Genomic DNA, 19829 nt, shown 5'->3' with positions numbered 1-19829 from the left:
GCGCGCTCACCAGCGACGGAGGGCGACGGAGAGCACCGCGATCGCCGCGGGACCCGCCGTGGAGGTGCGCAGCACCGTGTCGCCCAGGAGCACCCGCTCGGCTCCGGCGGCGGTCAGCCGCGCGAGCTCGTCGTCCGACACGCCGCCCTCGGGCCCGACGACCAGCACGATGTCGCGGTCGTCCGCGATGATCTCCGACAGCCGGGTCGTCGCCGACGGGTCGAGGATCAGCACGCGCTCGGCGCTCGCACGCTCCACCAGCTCTGCCGTGCTGGCGGGAGCCGAGACGTCCGGGACCCACGGCCGGTGAGCCTGCTTGGCCGCCTCGCGAACGATCGTCGCCCACCGCTCACGGCCCTTCACGGCCTTCGGCCCCTCCCAGCGGGAGACGCTCCGGCTCGCCTGCCAGGGCACGACCTCATCGACGCCCAGCTCGCACGCGGCCTGGACGGCGAGCTCGTCGCGGTCGCCCTTCGCCAGCGCCTGGGCGAGGACGATGCGCGGGGTCGGAGACGGATGCACGGCACGATCGGAGATCCGCACGTCCACGCGCGTGGGAGCGACCTCCTCCGCGACGCCCTGGAGCCAGACGCCCCGGCCGTCACCGATCGTGACCTGCTCCCCCATCCGGAGGCGGCGGACGACCGCGGCATGCTTCGCCTCGGCGCCGGTCAGCGACACGAGGTCGCCGGCTTCGGCATCCGATGATGTGTCGACGAGGAAGTGCAGCGCCATGACTCAGTGCGCGCGGAAACGGTCGCGGAGCTTGGAGAAGAGACCCTGCTGGAACTGCGCGAGCTGCGGGCCCGGAGCCTTCGCCTTCTTCGCGAAGTCCTCGATGAGCGCCCGCTGCGCGGAGTCGAGCTTGGTCGGGGTGAGCACCTGCACGCCCACGCGCAGGTCGCCCCGCTGCGAACCGCGCAGCGGTGTGATGCCGCGTCCCTTGATCGTGAGCACGTCGCCGGACTGCACGCCCGCACGCACCTCGAGGTCCACCGCACCGTCGAGACCCTGGATCGAGGTCTCGGTGCCGAGGATCGCATCGGTCATCGACACCTCGAGCGTCGCGAGCAGATCGTCGCCGTCACGGCTGAACGCCGCGTGCGGGTTGACCGTGACCTCGACGTACAGGTCGCCGTTCGGGCCGCCGGCCTTGCCGACCTCACCGGAGCCCGGCAGCTGCAGGCGCAGACCGGTCTCGACACCGGCGGGGATGTCGAGCGAGACGGTGCGACGGGAGCGCACGCGCCCCTGACCACCGCAGGTACCGCACGGGTATGGGATGGTCGTGCCGTAGCCCTCGCACGTGCCGCAGGGCTGCGAGGTGACGACGTTGCCGAGCAGGCTGCGCACGGTGCGCTGCACGTGACCGGACCCGCCGCAGATGTCGCACGTGACGGGCGACGTGCCCTCCTGGCAGCAGGAGCCCTGGCACGTCTCGCACAGCACCGCGGTGTCGACCTCGATGTCCCGATGGGCGCCGAAGACGACGTCGCCGAGGTCGAGGGTGACCCGCACCAGCGCGTCCTGGCCGCGCTCGCGGCGGGAGCGCGGGCGCGCACGCCCTCCGCCCTGCCCTGCCCCGAAGAACGTCTCGAAGATGTCGCCGAAGCCGCCGAACCCGCCGCCGAAGTTCCCGGCGGCGCCGTCTCCCCCGCCCATGTCGTAGCGGCGGCGGGAGTCGTCGTCGCTGAGCACGTCGTACGCGTGCGTGACGAGCTTGAACTTCTCTGCGGCGTCCTCGCCCGGATTCACATCCGGGTGCAGCTGACGCGCGAGGCGCCGATACGCCTTCTTGATCTCGTCGGTGGAAGCGTCCCGGGACACCCCGAGAACCTCATAGTGGTCCGCCACGATCGCCTTTCTGCGTTGTTCTTCGTCGACGGCCGCTCAGCGGCTCGTCTCGTCTTCGTCGAGCATCCGCGTCAGGTAGCGGGCCACGGCCCGCGCCGCCGCGAGATTGCTCGGATAGTCCATGCGCGTCGGGCCCATCACGCCGACCCGCGCCATGCCGCTGGGGGCGGCGTAGTTGCTCGCGACGATCGACGCCTCGCCCAGACCGAACGGGGCGTTCTCGGTGCCGATACTGGCCGCGAGGCCGTGCTCGTCGGTGACCATCTCGCTCATGAGCCGCAGGAGCGTCACCTGCTCCTCGATCGCCTCGAGCAGCGGATGGATGCTTCCGCGGAAGTCCTGCTCTCGACGCGCGAGTGTCGCGGCCCCCGCCATCACCAGACGTTCCTGACGGAAGGTGCCCAGCTCGTCGACGATCACGGTGGCGAGAGCCCGCAGCGCAGCATCGCCCGGTGCGGCCTCGGGCGCCGCCAGCAGCGTCTGCAGACGCTCGGCCGCGTCGCTGACCGCCTGCCCGGTGAGCAGAGCGGAGAGGCGTGCGCGCAACATGATCGTGTCGCCCTCGTCGATCTCGATCGGCAGCGGGGCCATCCTCTGGGAGACACCGCCGGCGTCGGTGACGAGCACGACGAGCATGCGGGTCGGAGCCAGCGGCACGAGTTCGATGTGCGTGAGGTGCGCACGGGCGAACGACGGGTACTGCGCGAGGGCGACCTGACCGGTCAGCTGGGTCAGCACCCGCACGGTGCGCACCATCAGGTCGTCGAGATCGCTCGGCGTGGCCAGGAACGACTCGATCGCCGTCCGCTGGGCGGACGAGAGCGGGCGCAACTGGGCGAGGTGGTTGACGAAGACGCGATAGCCCTTGTCGGTGGGCACGCGGCCCGACGACGTGTGCGGCGCGGTGATGAGCTCCTCGTCCTCGAGGAGCGCCATGTCGTTGCGGATGGTGGCCGCCGACACTCCGAAGGAGTGTCGGTCCACGATGGAACGGCTGCCGACGGGTTCGTGGGTCTCGACGTAGTCCTGCACGATCGCGCGGAGAACCTGGAGTCCTCGCTCTGTGACCATCACCCTTCCCTTCCGTTGGCACTCGGACGTTCAGAGTGCCAATCCTACCCCGCCCGCGGCTCCTCTCGTCGGAGGTCGGGGCTGCGTCCTAGGATGACGACCATGACCGCCCCCACCGTCGAGCTGTCCGCCGGAATCGTCGAGGGATCGAGCGAGGGCGGGGTGTCCCGGTTCCTCGGCATCCCCTACGCCGCCCCTCCCCTCGGCGAGAACCGGTTCCGGGAACCGCGGCCGGCGACTCCGTGGACCGGCGTGCGTCCCGCCACGGTTTTCGGGCCCACGGCCCCGCAGTCGCCGTATCCCGGCGCGATCGGCGAGCTGCTCGGATCGGTCAGGATCGACGGTGACGACATCCTGACCGCCAACGTCTGGGCGCCGACGGATGCCGAGCGCGCCCCGGTGCTGCTGTGGATCCACGGCGGAGCGCTCGAGCGCGGCACCGCGGCGCTTCCGCTCTACGACGGGGCCGGCTTCGCGGCGGCGGGGATCGTCTTCGTGTCGATCAACTACCGCCTCGGCTCGGAGGGTTTCTCGGTGCTCGACGACGCCCCGCGCAATCTCGGCCTCCGGGACGCGGCCGCAGCTCTCGAGTGGGTGCATCGCGAGATCGGCGCGTTCGGCGGCGACCCCGCACGCATCACCCTCATGGGCGAATCGGCCGGAGGCGCGATCGTCGCGGGCCTTCTCGCGCGCGACGACTCCCGCGCCCTCGTCGCGCGCGCGATCATCGAGTCCGGCCCGTTGGAGGCGCAGCCGCCGCAGAAGGCGGGGCGGGTGACCGCGGCTCTCGCGAAGCAGCTCGGCATCCGCGCCGATCGTGCGTCGTTCGCGTCCGTCCCTCCCGAGAAGCTGCTCGAGGCGCGTCGCGCGCAGTCCGCGGGTTCGTCGCCGCTGGGCGGAGCGCCGGGGTTCCAATTCGCGATCGATCCGGACAGCCTTCCGCGCTCGCCTCACGAGGTCCTGCCGACCATCGACACGCCGCTGCTCATCGGCAGCAACACCGATGAGTACCGGCTCTGGTTCACACCCGAGACCCTCGCCGAGATCCGCCCGCTCAAGCTCTTCATCGCCCGTCTGGCCCTGGGAATCCCGCGCCGAGCCGTATCGGAGTACCGGAAGGCGTTCCCGAAGGCCTCCACCGGCGAGATCTTCGGACAGCTGGCGACCGACGTGATGCTGCGCGCGCCACTCTCGCGCGCGGCGCGCGCCCGCCCCGCGCTCACCTTCGTCTACGAGTTCGCGTGGCCGAGCCCGGTGCGCGATCTGCGTGCCGCACACGCTCTCGAGCTCGGATTCGTCTTCGATCGTCTGGCGGATGCCGAGGCGCAGCGCCTCGCGGGCGCCGACGCACCCCAGGCTCTCGCCGACGAGATGCACGCCGCCTGGATCTCGTTCGTCACGACAGGTTCACCCGGCTGGGCGGCATACGGCGCCGACCGCACGGCACGGGTGTTCGACGCGACGAGCGGCACGCTCCCCCAGCGCCGCACCGCTGGAATGGATCTTCTCCCGACCCGGAGCTGACGAGGTTCGCTGCGCGTCAGTCGGTGAGCTCGCGGACGACCGCGTCGGCCAGGAGCCGTCCGCGCAGCGTCAGCTGCACCCGCCCCTGCACGGCGGCGCGGGCGTCGACGAGCCCGTCGGCGATGAACCCCGCGACGTTCGCACGGTTGCCCGCGGGCAGGTCGGCCACGGCGATGCCCTCGACGAGGCGGCTCTGCAGGAGCACCCGTTCGAGCATCCGCGCGCCCTCGTCGGGACGCTCGGTGCCGGCGGCCGGAGAATCGGATGCAGAGAGCCGCTGCGCGTAGGCCGCCGGATGCTTGACGTTCCACCAGCGGAGTCCGGCCACGTGGCTGTGCGCCCCCGGCCCGAAGCCCCACCAGTCGCTCCCCCGCCAGTAGGCGAGGTTGTGACGCGAGCGCTGCGCGTCGCTGCGCGCCCAGTTGCTCACCTCGTACCACTCGAAGCCCGCGGCGGCGAGACGGCGATCGGCGAGCTCGTACATGTCGGCCTGCAGGTCGTCGTCGGGCGTCGGCACCTCGCCGCGTCGGATCTGACGGGCGAGCTTCGTGCCGTCCTCGATGATGAGCGCGTACGCCGAGATGTGGTCGGACTCGAGTTCGAGGGCGGCGTCCAGCGACGCCTCCCAGTCGGCGAGCGACTCGCCCGGCGCACCGTAGATGAGATCGACGCTGACCGCGAGCCCCGCGTCCTTCGCGGCGGCGACGGCCGTGCGCACGTTGTCGGGATCATGCGTGCGGTCGAGAGCGGCGAGCACGTGCGGCACCGCCGACTGCATACCGATCGAGAGACGCGTCACCCCGGCATCCGCGAGCGTGCGGGCGACCTCGGGCGTGACGGTGTCGGGGTTCGCCTCGACCGTGACCTCCGCGCCCTCGGCGAGACCGAAAGCCGAGACTGCGGCGCCCAGCATCCGCGCGAGGTCGCCCGCCGGGAGCAGAGTGGGCGTTCCCCCGCCGAAGAAGACCGTGTCCATCGGGCGCAGCGCACCCGCCTCATCCAGTACGTGTCGCGCGAGGTCGATCTCGGCGAGGAGCGTGGAGGCGTAGTCCTCCTGACGGGCGCCGCGTAATTCGCTCGAGGTGTAGGTGTTGAAGTCGCAGTATCCGCACCGCACCCGGCAGAACGGGATGTGGAGGTACGCCGAGAAGGGCACCGAAGGATCGATCGGCAGATCGGCCGGCAGGCGGCCGTCGGACGGTGCGGGATCGCCGAGAGGAAGGGGCCCCGCCATCAGAGGGGGGTCGCGTAGAGCGGGGAGATCGCCCGGAGGTAGCGGGCGAAGAGCTCGCGGCGGCGGCGCTTCACGAGCGGCGGCACCGTGCGGTAGAGCAGGGAGTTGGGGGCGTCGAACGCGCGCACCGTGAACCAGACCTCGTCGTTGTCCTCGCGCCAGTCGACGTCGAAGGACTCCTCGCCGCTGACGACGGATCCGCCGACCGTGCCGAGCACGAAACCGATGCGGCGGGCCTCCTCGGTGACCGAGATCACGCGCAGCTCGGCATCCGCCCGCATCCCCGACAGCCGACCGCGCACGCGCAGCGTCATCCCCGGGCCGACGAAGGGAGTTCCCTCGGCGTCGTAGCGGGGCTCGACGTCGCGCTTGCTCGGCGCGATGGGGTTACCCTCGGCATCGAAGCTCACACCCGCGTACGCCGGGCCCGGTGCCGGGCGCACGTCTTCGATCACGAGTCCGGCCGCGCGCTGCGCCGTCCACGACAGCAGAGCTTCGCCGGCCGTCTGGAAACGCTCCGCTCCGGAGCCGATCCGCCAGGATTCCTCCGCCGGGAAGCTGCGCTCCGGCGGGTACTGCATCAGATCGGGCGCGTGGGTGGCACCCACGGCCGCATAGTCCACCGTGTCGTCTCGGAAGTTCCCGCGCCGCATGACATCCAGCCTACTGGCGGTTGCCTGGACGAACACCCCACTCGCGCGCCTCGGCGGCGACGATGCGGGTGTACCGCGCGTGGGTGCGGCGCTGGATCAGTCTCAGCGCGGGCGACAGCAGCCACCACACGATGGTCGCGGGGCGCGAGATCGAACGAGCGGTGAACACGCCGTCGTCGAGCGCGAACGACTCCTCTCCGTAGATCGGATGCCCCGGGCGCGTCTCGTACCCGAAACCCCGCTCATCCGCCCACACGACCCGGATCGGTTCGGAGAACCGGATGCCGAGCACGCGCTTGGCCAGCACGCCCTCCTGCCCGGTGAACGGTGCCGTGCGTGGACCGTCGAAACCCGCCCGCCGCTTGAACTCCCAGGAGCGGATCAGCGCACGAACGGCATCCTGGCCCTCCGGAGCGACCCGGATGCTGCGCTCGGAAAGGCGCATCCCCGCCGGGACGTCGACGATCGGATGCCGCGTCATCCCGCGCGTGTACGGCGGGAGCGCCATCGTTACTTCTTGTCCTTGCCCTCGACGTCGCCCGAGAGCGCGGCGATGAACGCCTCCTGGGGGACCTCGACGCGGCCGACCATCTTCATGCGCTTCTTGCCCTCCTTCTGCTTCTCGAGGAGCTTGCGCTTACGGGTGATGTCACCGCCGTAGCACTTGGCGAGCACGTCCTTGCGGATGGCGCGGATGGTCTCGCGAGCGATGATGCGTGCACCGATCGCCGCCTGGATCGGCACCTCGAACTGCTGGCGAGGGATGAGCTTGCGCAGACGCTCGGCCATCATCGTGCCGTAGGCGTAGGCCTTGTCGCGGTGGACGATCGAGCTGAATGCGTCGACCTTCTCGCCCTGGAGCAGGATGTCGACCTTGACGAGGTCGGCCTCCTGCTGACCGGCGGGCTCGTAGTCGAGCGAGGCATAGCCCTGCGTCTTGGACTTGAGCTGGTCGAAGAAGTCGAAGACGATCTCCCCGAGCGGCATCATGTAGCGCAGCTCGACGCGCTCCTCCGAGAAGTACTCCATGCCGAGCAGCGAGCCGCGACGCGACTGGCAGAGCTCCATGACCGTGCCCACGTAGTCCTTCGGGAGCAGGATCGCGGTCTTGACGATCGGTTCCGACACGGAGCCGATGCGGCCGTCGGGGTACTCGCTCGGGTTCGTGACCGTGACCGTCTCGCCGGTGTCGGAGGTCAGCACCTCATAGATCACGCTCGGTGCCGTTGTGATGAGATCGAGTCCGAACTCGCGCGAGAGCCGCTCGGTGATGATCTCGAGGTGCAGCAGGCCGAGGAAGCCGCAGCGGAAACCGAACCCGAGGGCCACCGAGGTCTCCGGCTCGTACTGCAGGGAGGCATCCGAGAGCTTGAGCTTGTCGAGGGCTTCGCGGAGTTCGGCGTAGTCGCTGCCGTCGATGGGATAGATACCCGAGAAGACCATGGGCTTGGGGTCGGTGTATCCGGCCAGAGCGTCGGTCGCGGGCTTGCGCGCCGACGTGACGGTGTCGCCCACCTTCGACAGACGCACGTCCTTCACGCCTGTGATGAGGTACCCCACTTCGCCGACGCCGAGTCCCTTGGTCGGGATCGGCTCGGGGCTCGAGACACCGACCTCGAGCGCCTCGTGGTTCGCGCCGGTCGACATCATCTGGATGCGCTCGCGCGGCGACAGGCTGCCGTCGACCATGCGGACATAGGTGACGACGCCGCGGTAGGCGTCGTAGACCGAGTCGAAGATCATCGCGCGCGCCGGAGCATCCGCGTCACCCACCGGAGCGGGGATCTCCTTAACGAGTCGATCGAGCAGCGCCTCGACACCGACGCCGGTCTTGCCGGAGACGCGGAGGACGTCCTCCGGCTTGCCGCCGATGAGCGACGCGAGCTCCTTGGCGTACTTGTCGGGATCGGCGGCCGGGAGGTCGATCTTGTTCAGCACCGGGATGATGTGCAGATCGTTCTCGAGCGCGAGGTAGAGGTTCGCGAGGGTCTGCGCCTCGATGCCCTGCGCCGCGTCGACGAGCAGGATCGCTCCCTCGCACGCGGCGAGCGAGCGGGAGACCTCGTACGTGAAATCGACGTGGCCCGGGGTGTCGATCATGTTGAGCGCGAACGTCTCGCCCTCGATCTCCCACGGCATGCGCACGGCCTGGCTCTTGATCGTGATGCCGCGCTCACGCTCGATGTCCATGCGGTCCAGGTACTGAGCGCGCATGTCTCGGTCGGAGACGACACCGGTGATCTGCAGCATGCGGTCGGCGAGGGTCGACTTGCCGTGATCGATGTGCGCGATGATGCAGAAATTTCGGATCTGCGTCGCGGGCGTCGCGGCAGGCTGAAGCGGAGTGAGAGCGCGTGGGGACATGTTGCGTCGATTCTACGGTGAGGGAGGCCTAATGCCCGATTCCGCCGATCCGGTGGTAACGTCGCCCAGGTCTCCGGCATGGAACCCAGTTCCACGAAGGAAACGACCCCGTAACATCTTTTTGGTATACCGGAACGAGCGAAGAGGCACGTCCGGAGTGAAGCACATTGATCGGATCCGCAACGGCGATCCCGTTCGGCTCTGGTGAAGAGAGAGATACCGACCTTGATCAAGTACCTGCTACGTCGAGCACTGGGCTGGCTGCTCATGATCGTCGTGGCGACGAACCTCACGTACTTCCTCGCCTGGCTCTATCTGGACCCGCGCAGCAACTACGTCGGCCGCCGCCCCCCTCTCAACGAGGAGCAGATCGAAGCACTGCTCCGCCCCCGCAACCTCGACGACACGGTACCCCTCATCGAGCGCTGGTGGACGTGGTTCAGCAACATCCTCTTCCGCTGGAACTGGGGGCTCAGCCCCACGGGCGATTCGGTGAACGATCAGGTCGCCTACCGCGTCTGGGTCAGCGCCGAGCTCGTGCTCGGGGCCACCATCCTCTTCACCGTGATCGGCATCGCGCTCGGCGTCTACACCGCCTCGCGCCAGTACAAGCTCGCCGACCGCATCGGACAGGCGACCTCGATCATCACGATGAACATCCCGATCGTCGTCGCGTCGCTGGGAATCGTGCTGCTCGCGATCCAGGCGAACAGCGCGACCGGCACCCGGATCTTCTTCGTCACGGGAGCGGCGAGCCCGGGGGTGAGCGGGTTCTTCCCCGTCCTCATAGATGCGCTGCAGCACCTGATACTCCCGACCATCGCGCTGATCCTCGTCAGCTACGCCGGCATCCACTTCCTGCAGCGCTCGCTGCTGCTCGACAACATCAACGCCGACTACGTGCGCACCGCGCGCGCCAAAGGGCTGACCAAGTCCCAGGCGATCCGCCGCCACGCGCTGCGCACCTCGCTGATCCCGGTGACGACGCAGGTGGCCTTCTCCATTCCCGCGGTCTTCACCGGCGCCGTCCTCACCGAATCGATCTTCGGGTGGAACGGCATGGGCAAGTACTTCACACAGACCATCGCGACGAACGATATCCACGGCGTCGTCGCCGTCGCGGCCTTCGGCGCCGTGATGACCGCGATCGGCGCCGTCCTCTCGGACATCGCCGTCGTCATCCTCGATCCACGAGTGCGGGTGAGCTGAACCATGAGCATCGCAGACCTCTCCGATCCCCTCCGCCACGGCGACGACCCGCCGGCGACCCCGGTGCGCACACCGAGAAAGCGGATGTCGAAGTTCGAGCTGTACGGACGCCGCTTCCTGCGCAACCGCGGTGCCGTCGCGGGCGCGGTGATCTTCGTCATCATCGTGCTGTTCGCCCTGATCGGCCCCCTCTTCCAGCAGTACGACCACATCGAACTGGACTTCCTCGCACTGACGAAGCCCCCGTCCGCCGAGCACTGGTTCGGCACGAACGGCGCGGGCAACGACCTCTACGCCCAGGTCGTCGTCGGTCTGCAACGGTCGCTCATGATCGCCCTGGCCGTGTCGATCGGAACGACCGTGCTCTCCGCGCTCATCGGCGCAGCCGCCGCCTACTTCGGCGGCGTGTTCGAGCGCGGCGTGCTCGTCGTCATCCACTTCCTCATGGTCGTGCCGACGTTCCTCATCCTGGCGATGATCTCGAACAGCGCCGGCGGCGACTGGCGGATCATCGCGGTCATCATGATCGCGATCAACTGGTTCTTCCCCGCCCGCGTCATCTGGACGCTCTCGCTCTCTCTCCGCGAACGCGAGTACATCTCCGCCGCGAAGTACATGGGCGTGCCCGGATTCCGGATCGTGCTGCGGCACATGCTCCCCAACATCGGATCGCTGCTGGTCATCAACTTCACGCTCGGCGTCGTCGGCGCGGTGCAGACCGAGACCAGCCTGTCGTTCCTCGGTTTCGGTGTGAAGGCGCCGGACGTGTCGCTCGGCTCGCTCATCGGCTCCGGCTCGGCGACCATCACGAGCGCGCCCTGGCTGTTCTACTTCCCCGCGGCCGCGCTCACCCTCCTCACGATCTCGATGGCCCTGATCGCCGACGGTCTGCGCGACGCCCTCGACCCGACCTCTGCCGCGGGAGGCCGCGCATGACCGCTCCCATCCTCTCCGTCCGCGACCTGCGCGTCAGCTTCCCCTCGGAGGCCGGTCGCGTCGACGCGGTGCGCGGCATCTCGTTCGACCTCGAAGCCGGCCGCACGCTGAGCATCGTGGGCGAGTCCGGCTCGGGCAAGTCCGTCACGTCGCTGGCGATCATGGGCCTGCTGACCGAGAACGCGAAGGTCGAGGGTTCGATCGTCTTCGACGGCCAGGAGCTGATCGGCAAGACGGATGCCCAGCTGTCGATGATCCGTGGGAACGGGCTGTCGATGGTCTTCCAGGATCCGCTCACGTCGCTGACGCCCGTGTACACGATCGGCGATCAGCTGGTCGAAGCGCTCACCGTGCACAAGAGCATGGGCAAGAAAGAAGCCCAGGCCCGCGCGATCGAACTGCTCCGTCTCGTCGGCATCCCGAATCCGGAGCGGCGCTTGAAGGCCTTCCCCCACGAGTTCTCGGGCGGAATGCGCCAGCGCGTGGTGATCGCCATCGCCATGGCGAACAACCCGAAGCTGATCATCGCCGACGAGCCGACGACCGCCCTCGACGTCACCATCCAGGCGCAGATCCTCGACCTGCTCGGAACCGCGCAGCGCGAGACCGGCGCCGCGGTGATCCTCATCACCCATGACATGGGGGTCGTCGCCAAGACGGCCGACGACGTCCTCGTGATGTACGCGGGACGCGCCGTCGAGCAGGCGCCCGTGCGCGAGCTCTTCCACCACACGCGGATGCCGTACTCGATCGGCCTCCTCGGCGCGATGCCCCGGGTCGACGCCGCCGAGAAGGTGCCGCTCATCCCGATCCACGGCAACCCACCGCTGCTGATCGATCTTCCCGATGCCTGCCCGTTCGCGGCGCGCTGCCCGATCGCGATCGATGCGTGCCGGGCGTCGGAACCCGACCTGCTCCCGGTGCCGACGAGCACCTCCAGCGAGCACCGAGCCGCATGCATCCGATCGCACGAGATCGACGACGGCGGCATGCTCGGCGGACTGCCGGTCTACCCCGTGCCGCCGATCCCGGAGAGTGCACTGACCCGCACACCCCGCGAGGAGCGCCCGATCGCCCTCGAGGTCACGAACCTCACCAAGACCTTCCCCCTCCTCAAGGGAGCCTTCGTCAAGCGTCGGGTGGGATCGGTCCACGCGGTCAAGGGTGTGACCTTCGACGTGCGCAAGGGCGAGACGATGGCGATCGTCGGCGAGTCCGGCAGCGGCAAGTCGACCACCCTCCTGCAGATCATGGACTTCGTGCCGCAGGAGAACGGCGACATCCGGATCGGCGGCACCAGTGTCTCCGATGTTCGCCGCGGCGCCGCGGAACGCCATCTGCGCCGGGACATCCAGATCGTCTTCCAGGACCCGATGGGAGCCCTGGACCCGCGCATGACCGTCGCCGACATCATCGCCGAGCCGCTGCACGCCATCGGCGTCAAGGGCGACGAGGCCGACAACCGGGTCGACGAGCTCATGGATCTCGTCGGTCTCGATCCGGCGCATTCCGATCGGTTCCCCGGAGCCTTCTCGGGTGGACAGCGTCAGCGCATCGGCATCGCCCGCGCCCTCGCGACCAATCCCAAGATCATCGTGCTCGACGAGCCCGTCTCGGCGCTCGACGTATCGATCCAGGCCGGCGTGATCAACCTGCTCGACGAGCTCAAGGTGAAGCTGGGGATCTCGTACCTCTTCGTGGCGCACGACCTCGCCGTCGTCCGCCACATCGCCGATCGCGTCGCGGTGATGTACCTCGGCGCCTTCGTCGAGGAGGGCGACGTCGACAGCGTGTTCGACGATCCGCAGCATCCGTACACGCAGGCGCTGCTGTCGGCGATCCCCGTGCCCGATCCCGACATCGAGCGCGCACGCGAGCGGATCGTCCTCTCGGGCGACCTGCCCAGTCCGACCGAGGAGGTGCGCGGCTGCTCCTTCGTCAGCCGCTGCCCTCTCTACCCGACGCTCGCACCCGAGCAGCAGGCACGCTGCGAGGGCGAGGTTCCCGAGTTGACGGGCCCCTCCACCGCGCACATGAACGCATGCCACTTCCGGTAACGGTTAACAACGATTAATCGACGTCGGAGCGCCACAGGCTTAACCTTCCCCCATCCCCACAGGCCGACACGGCACAAGAAGGAGCACACCACACCATGAAAAGGCATCAGAAGCTGCTGGGCGCTCTCGCCCTCAGCGGCGCCCTCGCACTCGTCATGAGCGGCTGCGCATCGGGCGGCGACGGCGGTAGCACCGACGACGGCGGCGAGGCCCAGGCCGTCACGGGCGCCGACTACAACCCGCAGCCCCGCGAGAATCTGCAGGAGGGCGGCGAGGTCACCTTCCCCATCAGCGAGATCACGCCGCAGATGAACGCCAACCACTCCGACGCCACGGTCGACACCGCAACGCTCTGGGAGTGGTACAACCCCCAGACGATCCTCATGACCCCGGACGGCGAGGCGTACGCCAACCCGAACTACCTCACCGACTGGACCACCGAGGTCGTCGACGACAAGACCGTCGTCACCTACACGATCAACCCCGACGCCGTCTGGAACGACGGCTCGCCGATCGACTGGACCGCCTACGAGCAGACCTGGAAGGCTCTGCGCTCGACCGACGAGGGATACGTCCCCAACTCGACCGACGGCTACTCGCTGATCGAGAGTGTCGAGCAGGGCACCGACGACCGCCAGGCCGTCGTGACGTTCACGCAGGTCTACCCCTGGACGAACGGCCTGTTCTGGCACCTCGTGAACCCGAACATCAACACGCCGGAGCTCTTCAACGAGGGCTACCTCAACGAGGCGAACCCCGACTGGGGCTCCGGCCCCTACGAGATGACCGAGTTCGACCCCAAGGGCGGCACGGTCATCTTCGAGCCTAACCCGGACTGGTGGGGCGACAAGCCGCTGCTCGACAAGGTGACCTTCCGTCAGCTCGACGACACCGCCGAGATCAACGCGTTCAAGGCCGGCGAGATCGACATGGCCTCGACCGGAACCGCCGACCGCCTCGCGCAGGTCGCCGACATGGACGACGTCGTGACCTACAAGGCGCAGCGCACCGCCACCAACCTCATGCAGTTGAACGCCGAGCGCCCCCAGCTCGCCGACATCAAGGTGCGCGAGGCCATCATGAAGGCGATCGACCGCGAGCAGCTCAAGGAGGTCGTCTGGAACGGCCTCGGCTACACCGAGGACCCCGCCGGTTCGCTGATCCTCTTCCCGTTCCAGGAAGGCTTCGTCGACTCGCTCGGCGACGCGGGCTGGAAGTTCGATGACGACGAGGCGAACACACTCCTCGACGATGCCGGATGGGTCGCGGGCAGCGACGGCATCCGCGAGAAGGACGGCGTCAAGCTGTCGGTCGCCCTGCCGGTCTTCGGCGACGACCCCATCGTCGAGACGCGTGGAAAGGTCATCCAGGCGCAGCTCAAGGCGATCGGTGTCGAGGTCACGGTCGACGTGCGTCCGGCGTCGGAGTTCTCGACGACGGTGACGACGAAGGACTGGGACATCATCCTCATGGGCTTCTCGTCGAGCGACCCCTACGGGTTCGCGTACTTCTGCCAGGTCTACTGCTCCGACAGCGGCCTGAACCTGTCGGCCACCGGCACGCCGGAGCTCGACGAGAAGATCGCGGGCGTCGCCGACCTCCCCACCGCGGAGGAGCAGATTGCCGAGGGCACCAAGGTCGAGACCGAGGTCATCAAGGAGACGTGGGGCATCCTGCCGCTGTACTCCGGCCCCGAGATCCGCACGGTGACCAAGGGACTCGCCAACCTCACCCCCGAGACCTACACCGGTCTCGACCTCTTCGGGCTCCTGCCCGTCGAGAACGTGGGCTGGGAGAAGTAATCCCCTCATCCGAGGCGGGGTCGGTGGTCTTCCACCGGCCCCGCCTTTCTCGTGCGGTGCGTGGAATGCGCACCTAGGCTGAGAGCGTGAGCGTCCAGATCGTCTTCGTGCACGGCATCCGCACATCGGCCACCATGTGGCGCTCTCAGCAGGCCTTCCTCGACACTCACGGATACGCGCACTCCGCGGTCGACCTGCCGGGGCACGGGACGCGCATCGCCGAGGACTTCACGCTCCACGAGGCCCTGCACACGATCGATGCCGCCGTACGCGATGCGGCGACGCGCGGACCGGTGCTGCTCGTCGGGCACTCCATGGGCGGGATCCTCTCGCTCGCGTACACCGGAGGCGGCGAGGCCACCCCCGTCGCAGGCCTCGTCGCGGCGTCGTGCACCGCGCTGCCCATCGGGGCGGGCCTTGCCGCCTACCGTTGGCTCGCGCGCGCGATGGATTCCCTGCCCGACCGCGGACGCTGGCTCTCGGATCGCGTGCTCGATGCCACGATCCCCCCGGAGACCCGCGACGACTTCGGCGCGGGCGGTTATGCGCTCGACGCGCAGGACATCGCCCTGGGCAGTCTCTCGGCGCTCGACCTCGCCGCGGCGGTCGCGCGCATCCGGCTGCCTCTCTGGTTCATCAACGGCCAGTACGACCAGCTGCGTCGCCACGAGGCCCTCTTCTGCTCGCTGGCGCCGCAGGCCGAGCTCATCGTCGTGCCGCGCACCACGCACCTCGTGACGGCGATGCGACCCCGCGTCTTCAACGCCGTGCTGCAGCTCGCGATCGCGACGCTCGAGAACGAGAGCTCATGACCTCTGCGGTTGCCGTGCGAGGGCGGTGAGCACTCCGCCGGCGAGCGACAGCACCGTGGCGGCCACGAAGACGAGCCAGAAGCCACCCACCAGCGCCACGAGACCGGCCCCGAGAACCGGGCCGATCAGCTGGCCGAGGGCCGCGGTGACGTTGACGATGCCGAGATCCCGGGCGTGGTCCTTCTCGTCGGGCAGCAGATCGGCGGCGAACGCGAGACCGACGGTCGAGAACGCGCCGTACCCGAGTCCCATGAGGGCGGCGGCGACCATCGTCATCTCGAACGTCGGAACGAGCGCGATCGCGACACCGGACGCCGCCTGCACGACGGTGGCGATCACGGCGAGCCGACGACGGTCGCCCGTGCGATCGGACAGGATGCCGGTGAGCACGGATGCCGCGACCACGAACAGCGTGTAGACGACGATGAGCAGCAGGAGGTTGTCCTGCGCCGTCGATGACGGCTGACCGAGGCCGTGCAGGAGGAAGAAGAGGAAGAGCGCCGTCCCCAGCGCGTTGCCGATGTTGGTCATGAGACGCCCGGCGAGCATCCAGGCGAAGTCGCGGTCGCGCAGCGAGGCGAGGCGCCGACGGTCTCGGGTCGCCGGCCGCACTGTCTCCGGGCGCACCGTCTCCGGGCGCACCGTCTCCGGGCGCACCGTCTCCGGGCGCACCGTCTCCGCCGAGGAAGGGTCGGGCAGCAGCAGGGCCGCAGCACTGCCGACCGCGGCGATGACGGCGGCGAGCAGCAGGTAACCCGAGACGATGTCGAGACCGAGCAGCACGACGAGACCGACGCCCAGCACGATGCCGACGGCCTGACTCGACCCGACCGCTGCGGATGCCGCGCCCCGCTGCGTCGTGGGCAGCTGATCCGCGATCATCGCGGTGAAAGCGGCCGACGACACCGCGACACCGATCGAGACACCGACCCACGCCCCGCCGACCGCCCAGGGCCCCGCGCAGAAACCGGTGAGCACCAGGAAGGCCGCGGTCGTCCACACGCCCGCGAGCGCCCACGGCCGTCGGCGCGAACGCCCCGGTCGGGCACGATCCGACAGCGCTCCGGCGAGGGGCCCCGCGACGATGCCAGCGAGTCCGCCGATTCCGAGGACGAGGCCCGAGGAGACCACTCCCCGGATCCAATCGTCTTCAGGGGTGTCGAGTTGCAGGGGCAGGAGGAGCTGCACGGGGGTGAGCTGCACGGTCCAGATCGCGAGCCAGGCGAGAGTGAACAGCGACATCCACCGCGCGCCTACCCTCGTCGCCGCGGTCATTGCACGCTCCGCTCGATCGCCGCTGCGGTGCGAGTGCGGGCGATGGCGTCCCGGTACCAGTCGTACGAGGCCTTGGGCGTGCGCTCCCCCGTGGCGAAGTCCACGTGCACGAGGCCGAAGCGCTGGGTGAAGCCGTCGGCCCACTCCCAGTTGTCGAGGAGGGACCAGACCGTGTACTCCTCGACGGGAACCCCGGCGGCCATCGCTTCACCGACCGCCGCGATGTGATCGGCGAGGTAGTCGATGCGATCGGCATCGTCGACGCGGACCGCGTCGTCGAGTTCGGGGAAGGACGCACCGTTCTCGCCGATGATCACCGGTGGCATGTGCGGATGCCGCCGATGGAGGTCGACGAGCAGATCGCGGAGCGCCCCGGGCACGATCGGCCACTCCGGGCCGAAGCCGGTGACAGGTGCCCCGGGCGTCGGCACGATCTCGAACGGCAGCGGTCCTGCGGGATCGGCGACGCTCACCGTCGTGGGGTTGTAGAAGTTGATGCCGTAGAAATCGATCGACGCCGCGATGCGCGCGAGGTCCCCGTCGAGCACGGGCATCGGCGGCAGGCCGAGCGCCTCGAGATCGGGGTACTCGCCGGCGAGGAGTGGCTCGCTGAACATTCTGTTGTGGAGCATGTCGTAGATGGTCGCGGCCACGAGATCTTCTCGCGATGCGCTGAGCGGAAGCACGCGGGTGTGGTTGTTGACGAGGCCGACTGCGGTCGCGCCCCGCGACCGCAGCGCCTCGGCGGCGTACGCGTGCGCGAGGAGCTGATGGTGGACGGTCGGCAGGGCGTGGAACAGCAGCGGTCGTGCGGGGGCGAGCGCGCCGGTCCCGTACCCCTGCAGCGTAGTCATCGCCGGTTCGTTGAGCGTGTACCAGTGGGCTACCCGATCGCCGAGCCGATCCGCCACGATCGTGGCATAGTCCGCGAAGCGTTCGGCCGTGTCGCGGATGAGCCAGCCGCCGTCGGACTCCACCGCGCTCGGCATCTCCCAGTGGTACAGCGTGGGGAACGGGGTCGCGCCCACCTCGAGCAGCGCATCGACGAGGCGGGAGTAGTGGTCCAGCGCGGCGGTGTTGCCCGCGCCGCGCCCGTCCGGTTGCACGCGCGCCCACGGGATCGAGAAGCGGTAGCGGTCGATGCCGAGGTCGGCCACCAGGGCGACGTCGGCCTCCGGATGCCGATAGCTGTCGCAGGTGCGTTGCGGCGTCGAGCCGTCTCGCACCGCACCCGGCGCATAGGCGAAGTCGTCCCAGATCGAGCGCCCTCCCCCGTCGTCGGAGGGAGAGCCTTCGATCTGGATGGCGGACGTCGCCGCGGACCAGCGGAGACCTGAGGGCAGAACGGTATCGCGGGAAGCAGAACTCATGTCGCTCCTTGGCGTCTGTGTCGGGTGATCCTGATTCTGCACCCGGTACCGCGTTTCGCGCGACCGAGTTCCGCGATCGCCTCGTCGTGTCGGAGTCCGGACGCCACCCGAGAGGCGTCGTTTCGCGTGATCCGCCTGACTGCTGGTAGAGTTGCTTCTTGGCTTGCGTGTGGGTTCTTCCCTCACGACCGTCGTGCAGCAGCCCTCTTCTGCTGCCGGCACTCCGAATCACTCCTGTACAGAAAGCGTCCACACGTGGCAAACATCAAGTCGCAGATCAAGCGCAACAAGACCAACGAGAAGGCTCACGAGCGCAACAAGGCCGTGAAGAGCGAGCTCAAGACCCTCGTTCGTCAGACCAAGGCAGCCGTCGCCGCAGGCGACAAGGCAGCCGCCGAGGCCACCCTCAAGAAGGCCGCCGTCAAGCTCGACAAGGCCGTCAGCAAGGGTGTCCTGCACAAGAACCAGGCGTCGAACCGCAAGTCGGCCATCGCCAAGTCGGTCGCCGCTCTCTGAGCCAGCACCGCTGAGAAAGGCCCGTCCCGTTCGCGGGGCGGGCCTTCTTCGTGTCTGTGACGCGTGCGGGCTTCACCCTGCAGCGACGGAGCAGAACGGCGGACTACTCCTCGCCGAACGGACGGCGGGTGGCGATGACCGTGACCATGCGCTCGAGCGCGAAGATCGGGTCGCGTGACGCGCCCTTCACCTCGGCATCCGCCCGTGCAGTCGCCTGGATCGCGAGCCCGAGTGAGCGCTCGTTCCACCCGGCGAGATCGCGTCGTGCACGGTCGACCTGCCAGTCCTTCATGCCGAGGCGCTGCGCGAGCTGACGGCTCGGCTCCCGGTTGCCCGCAACGCGCGCCATGGTGCGCAGCTTCATCGCGAAGGCAGCGACCATCGGCACCGGATCGGCACCGGACGACAGCGCGTGGCGCAGGGAGATGAGCGCCTCGCCGTAACGACCGGCGATCGCCGTGTCGGCGACGACGAAGGCGGAGACCTCGACGCGACCCCCGTAGTACTTGGTGACGACGTCGTCGGTCACGTCGCCCTCGACATCGCCGATGAGCTGCTGACATGCGGCGGCGAGCTCGGTGAGGTCATCGGCGAAGGCCGAGACGAGCGCCCGCAGCGCGGATGGCTGGATGCGCTTCTTCGCGGCCTTGAACTCACCCGCGGCGAAATCGACGCGGTCGCCGTCGCGCTTGATGGCGGGGCAGGCGATCTCGATGCCCTCGCCCGTCCCGGCGCGCAACGCGTCGAGGAGCTTCTTGCCACGGACGCTGGCTCCGGTGTGCCGGAGGATCACGGTCGCGCCGTCCTGCGGCTGGTCGAGATACGACACGGCCTCCTGCAGGAAGGCATCGGAGCAGCGCTCGACGCCCGAGACCCTCACGAGCCGCGGCTCGCCGAAGAGGGACGGCGATGTCATGGAGAGCAGGGTGCCGGGCGCGTAGTCGTCGGCACGGATGTCGCTGACTTCGAGGGCCGGGTCCTCGGCGCGCAGGTAGTCGCGGATGCCGGCGATCGCGCGCTCGGCGCAGATCTCCTCGGGTCCGGAGACCAGCACGAGCGGGGCGGGACGCGGATCGCGCCAGGAGACCTGGGGGACCTTCGACGGCTTGGCGGCGGTGCGGGAGGAGGATCGCGGAGCTGCCATGGTTCCAG

17 protein-coding genes are annotated in these 19829 nt (G+C 68.9%); 7 read left to right on the top strand and 10 right to left on the bottom strand.

The annotated features are described in order from the left end of the window. Positions 1–6 precede the first annotated feature (6 nt). Genes ACIQTT_RS01070 through hrcA form a run of 3 tightly spaced genes read right to left on the bottom strand, consistent with a single transcriptional unit; the run spans position 7 to position 2925 of the window. Positions 7–735 (bottom strand): 16S rRNA (uracil(1498)-N(3))-methyltransferase, encoded by a 729-nt coding sequence (locus ACIQTT_RS01070; protein ID WP_402784878.1) that lies wholly within the window; start codon positions 733–735, stop codon positions 7–9. A 3-nt stretch (positions 736–738) separates the two neighbouring features. Next, on the bottom strand, positions 739–1854 hold the full coding sequence (gene dnaJ / locus ACIQTT_RS01065; protein WP_402784875.1) for a molecular chaperone DnaJ: 1116 nt from the start codon (positions 1852–1854) through the stop codon (positions 739–741). A 36-nt stretch (positions 1855–1890) separates the two neighbouring features. Next, positions 1891–2925 carry a heat-inducible transcriptional repressor HrcA gene (hrcA, locus tag ACIQTT_RS01060; protein ID WP_402784873.1) on the bottom strand — a complete coding sequence of 345 codons (1035 nt, stop codon included), beginning with the start codon at positions 2923–2925 and terminating at the stop codon, positions 1891–1893. A 102-nt stretch (positions 2926–3027) separates the two neighbouring features. Between hrcA and ACIQTT_RS01055 the strand changes: the two genes are divergently transcribed. Then, on the top strand, positions 3028–4449 hold the full coding sequence (locus ACIQTT_RS01055) for a carboxylesterase/lipase family protein (RefSeq protein ID WP_402784870.1): 1422 nt from the start codon (positions 3028–3030) through the stop codon (positions 4447–4449). 16 nt (positions 4450–4465) lie between these two features. Here ACIQTT_RS01055 and hemW read toward each other — a convergent pair whose 3' ends face one another. From hemW to lepA, 4 genes are read right to left on the bottom strand one after another with little or no spacing between them, the layout of a single operon-like run. After that, a complete protein-coding gene (gene hemW, locus ACIQTT_RS01050; RefSeq protein ID WP_402784867.1) occupies positions 4466–5683 on the bottom strand; it encodes a radical SAM family heme chaperone HemW in 1218 nt (405 codons plus the stop codon). After that, on the bottom strand, positions 5683–6336 hold the full coding sequence (locus ACIQTT_RS01045) for a DUF1990 family protein (RefSeq protein WP_402784864.1): 654 nt from the start codon (positions 6334–6336) through the stop codon (positions 5683–5685). Before ACIQTT_RS01045 ends, hemW begins: the two co-directional genes overlap by 1 nt. 10 nt (positions 6337–6346) lie before the next feature. Then, a complete protein-coding gene (locus ACIQTT_RS01040; RefSeq protein ID WP_402784861.1) occupies positions 6347–6844 on the bottom strand; it encodes a DUF1990 family protein in 498 nt (165 codons plus the stop codon). 2 nt (positions 6845–6846) lie between these two features. Beyond that, on the bottom strand, positions 6847–8700 hold the full coding sequence (gene lepA / locus ACIQTT_RS01035; RefSeq protein ID WP_402784858.1) for a translation elongation factor 4: 1854 nt from the start codon (positions 8698–8700) through the stop codon (positions 6847–6849). 225 nt (positions 8701–8925) lie between these two features. On the opposite strand from lepA, the gene ACIQTT_RS01030 reads away from it, so the two are divergent. From ACIQTT_RS01030 to ACIQTT_RS01010, 5 genes are all read left to right on the top strand, one after another. Further along, the gene (locus ACIQTT_RS01030) at positions 8926–9909 is read left to right on the top strand and encodes an ABC transporter permease (protein WP_402784855.1); all 984 of its coding nucleotides are present in this window, start codon (positions 8926–8928) and stop codon (positions 9907–9909) included. A 3-nt stretch (positions 9910–9912) separates the two neighbouring features. Further along, complete coding sequence (locus tag ACIQTT_RS01025) at positions 9913–10845, top strand: ABC transporter permease (RefSeq protein WP_247632038.1); 933 nt, start codon at positions 9913–9915, stop codon at positions 10843–10845. Continuing rightward, on the top strand, positions 10842–12902 hold the full coding sequence (locus ACIQTT_RS01020; protein ID WP_402784851.1) for a dipeptide ABC transporter ATP-binding protein: 2061 nt from the start codon (positions 10842–10844) through the stop codon (positions 12900–12902). Before ACIQTT_RS01025 ends, ACIQTT_RS01020 begins: the two co-directional genes overlap by 4 nt. 95 nt (positions 12903–12997) lie before the next feature. After that, a complete protein-coding gene (locus ACIQTT_RS01015; RefSeq protein WP_402784848.1) occupies positions 12998–14704 on the top strand; it encodes an ABC transporter family substrate-binding protein in 1707 nt (568 codons plus the stop codon). An 86-nt stretch (positions 14705–14790) separates the two neighbouring features. Beyond that, positions 14791–15516, top strand: coding sequence for an alpha/beta fold hydrolase (locus tag ACIQTT_RS01010; RefSeq protein WP_402784845.1), 726 nt, complete (start codon positions 14791–14793; stop codon positions 15514–15516). Here the strand turns inward: ACIQTT_RS01010 and ACIQTT_RS01005 are convergent. After that, complete coding sequence (locus ACIQTT_RS01005) at positions 15511–16758, bottom strand: MFS transporter (RefSeq protein ID WP_402784842.1); 1248 nt, start codon at positions 16756–16758, stop codon at positions 15511–15513. The genes ACIQTT_RS01010 and ACIQTT_RS01005 overlap by 6 nt on opposite strands. A gap of 29 nt (positions 16759–16787) precedes the next feature. Beyond that, positions 16788–18161, bottom strand: coding sequence for a glycoside hydrolase family 1 protein (locus tag ACIQTT_RS01000; RefSeq protein ID WP_402784839.1), 1374 nt, complete (start codon positions 18159–18161; stop codon positions 16788–16790). 255 nt (positions 18162–18416) lie between these two features. On the opposite strand from ACIQTT_RS01000, the gene rpsT reads away from it, so the two are divergent. Next, positions 18417–18677: a 30S ribosomal protein S20 gene (rpsT, locus tag ACIQTT_RS00995; RefSeq protein WP_247622209.1), complete on the top strand. Its 261-nt coding sequence runs from the start codon at positions 18417–18419 to the stop codon at positions 18675–18677. 103 nt (positions 18678–18780) lie between these two features. Here rpsT and holA read toward each other — a convergent pair whose 3' ends face one another. Further along, on the bottom strand, positions 18781–19821 hold the full coding sequence (gene holA / locus ACIQTT_RS00990) for a DNA polymerase III subunit delta (protein WP_402784836.1): 1041 nt from the start codon (positions 19819–19821) through the stop codon (positions 18781–18783). Positions 19822–19829: the final 8 nt, after the last annotated feature.

Origin of the sequence: Microbacterium sp. NPDC090225 (genome assembly GCF_044772365.1) — a bacterium.
GTDB lineage: Bacteria > Actinomycetota > Actinomycetes > Actinomycetales > Microbacteriaceae > Microbacterium.
This window is presented reverse-complemented; position numbering and strand designations above follow the sequence as displayed.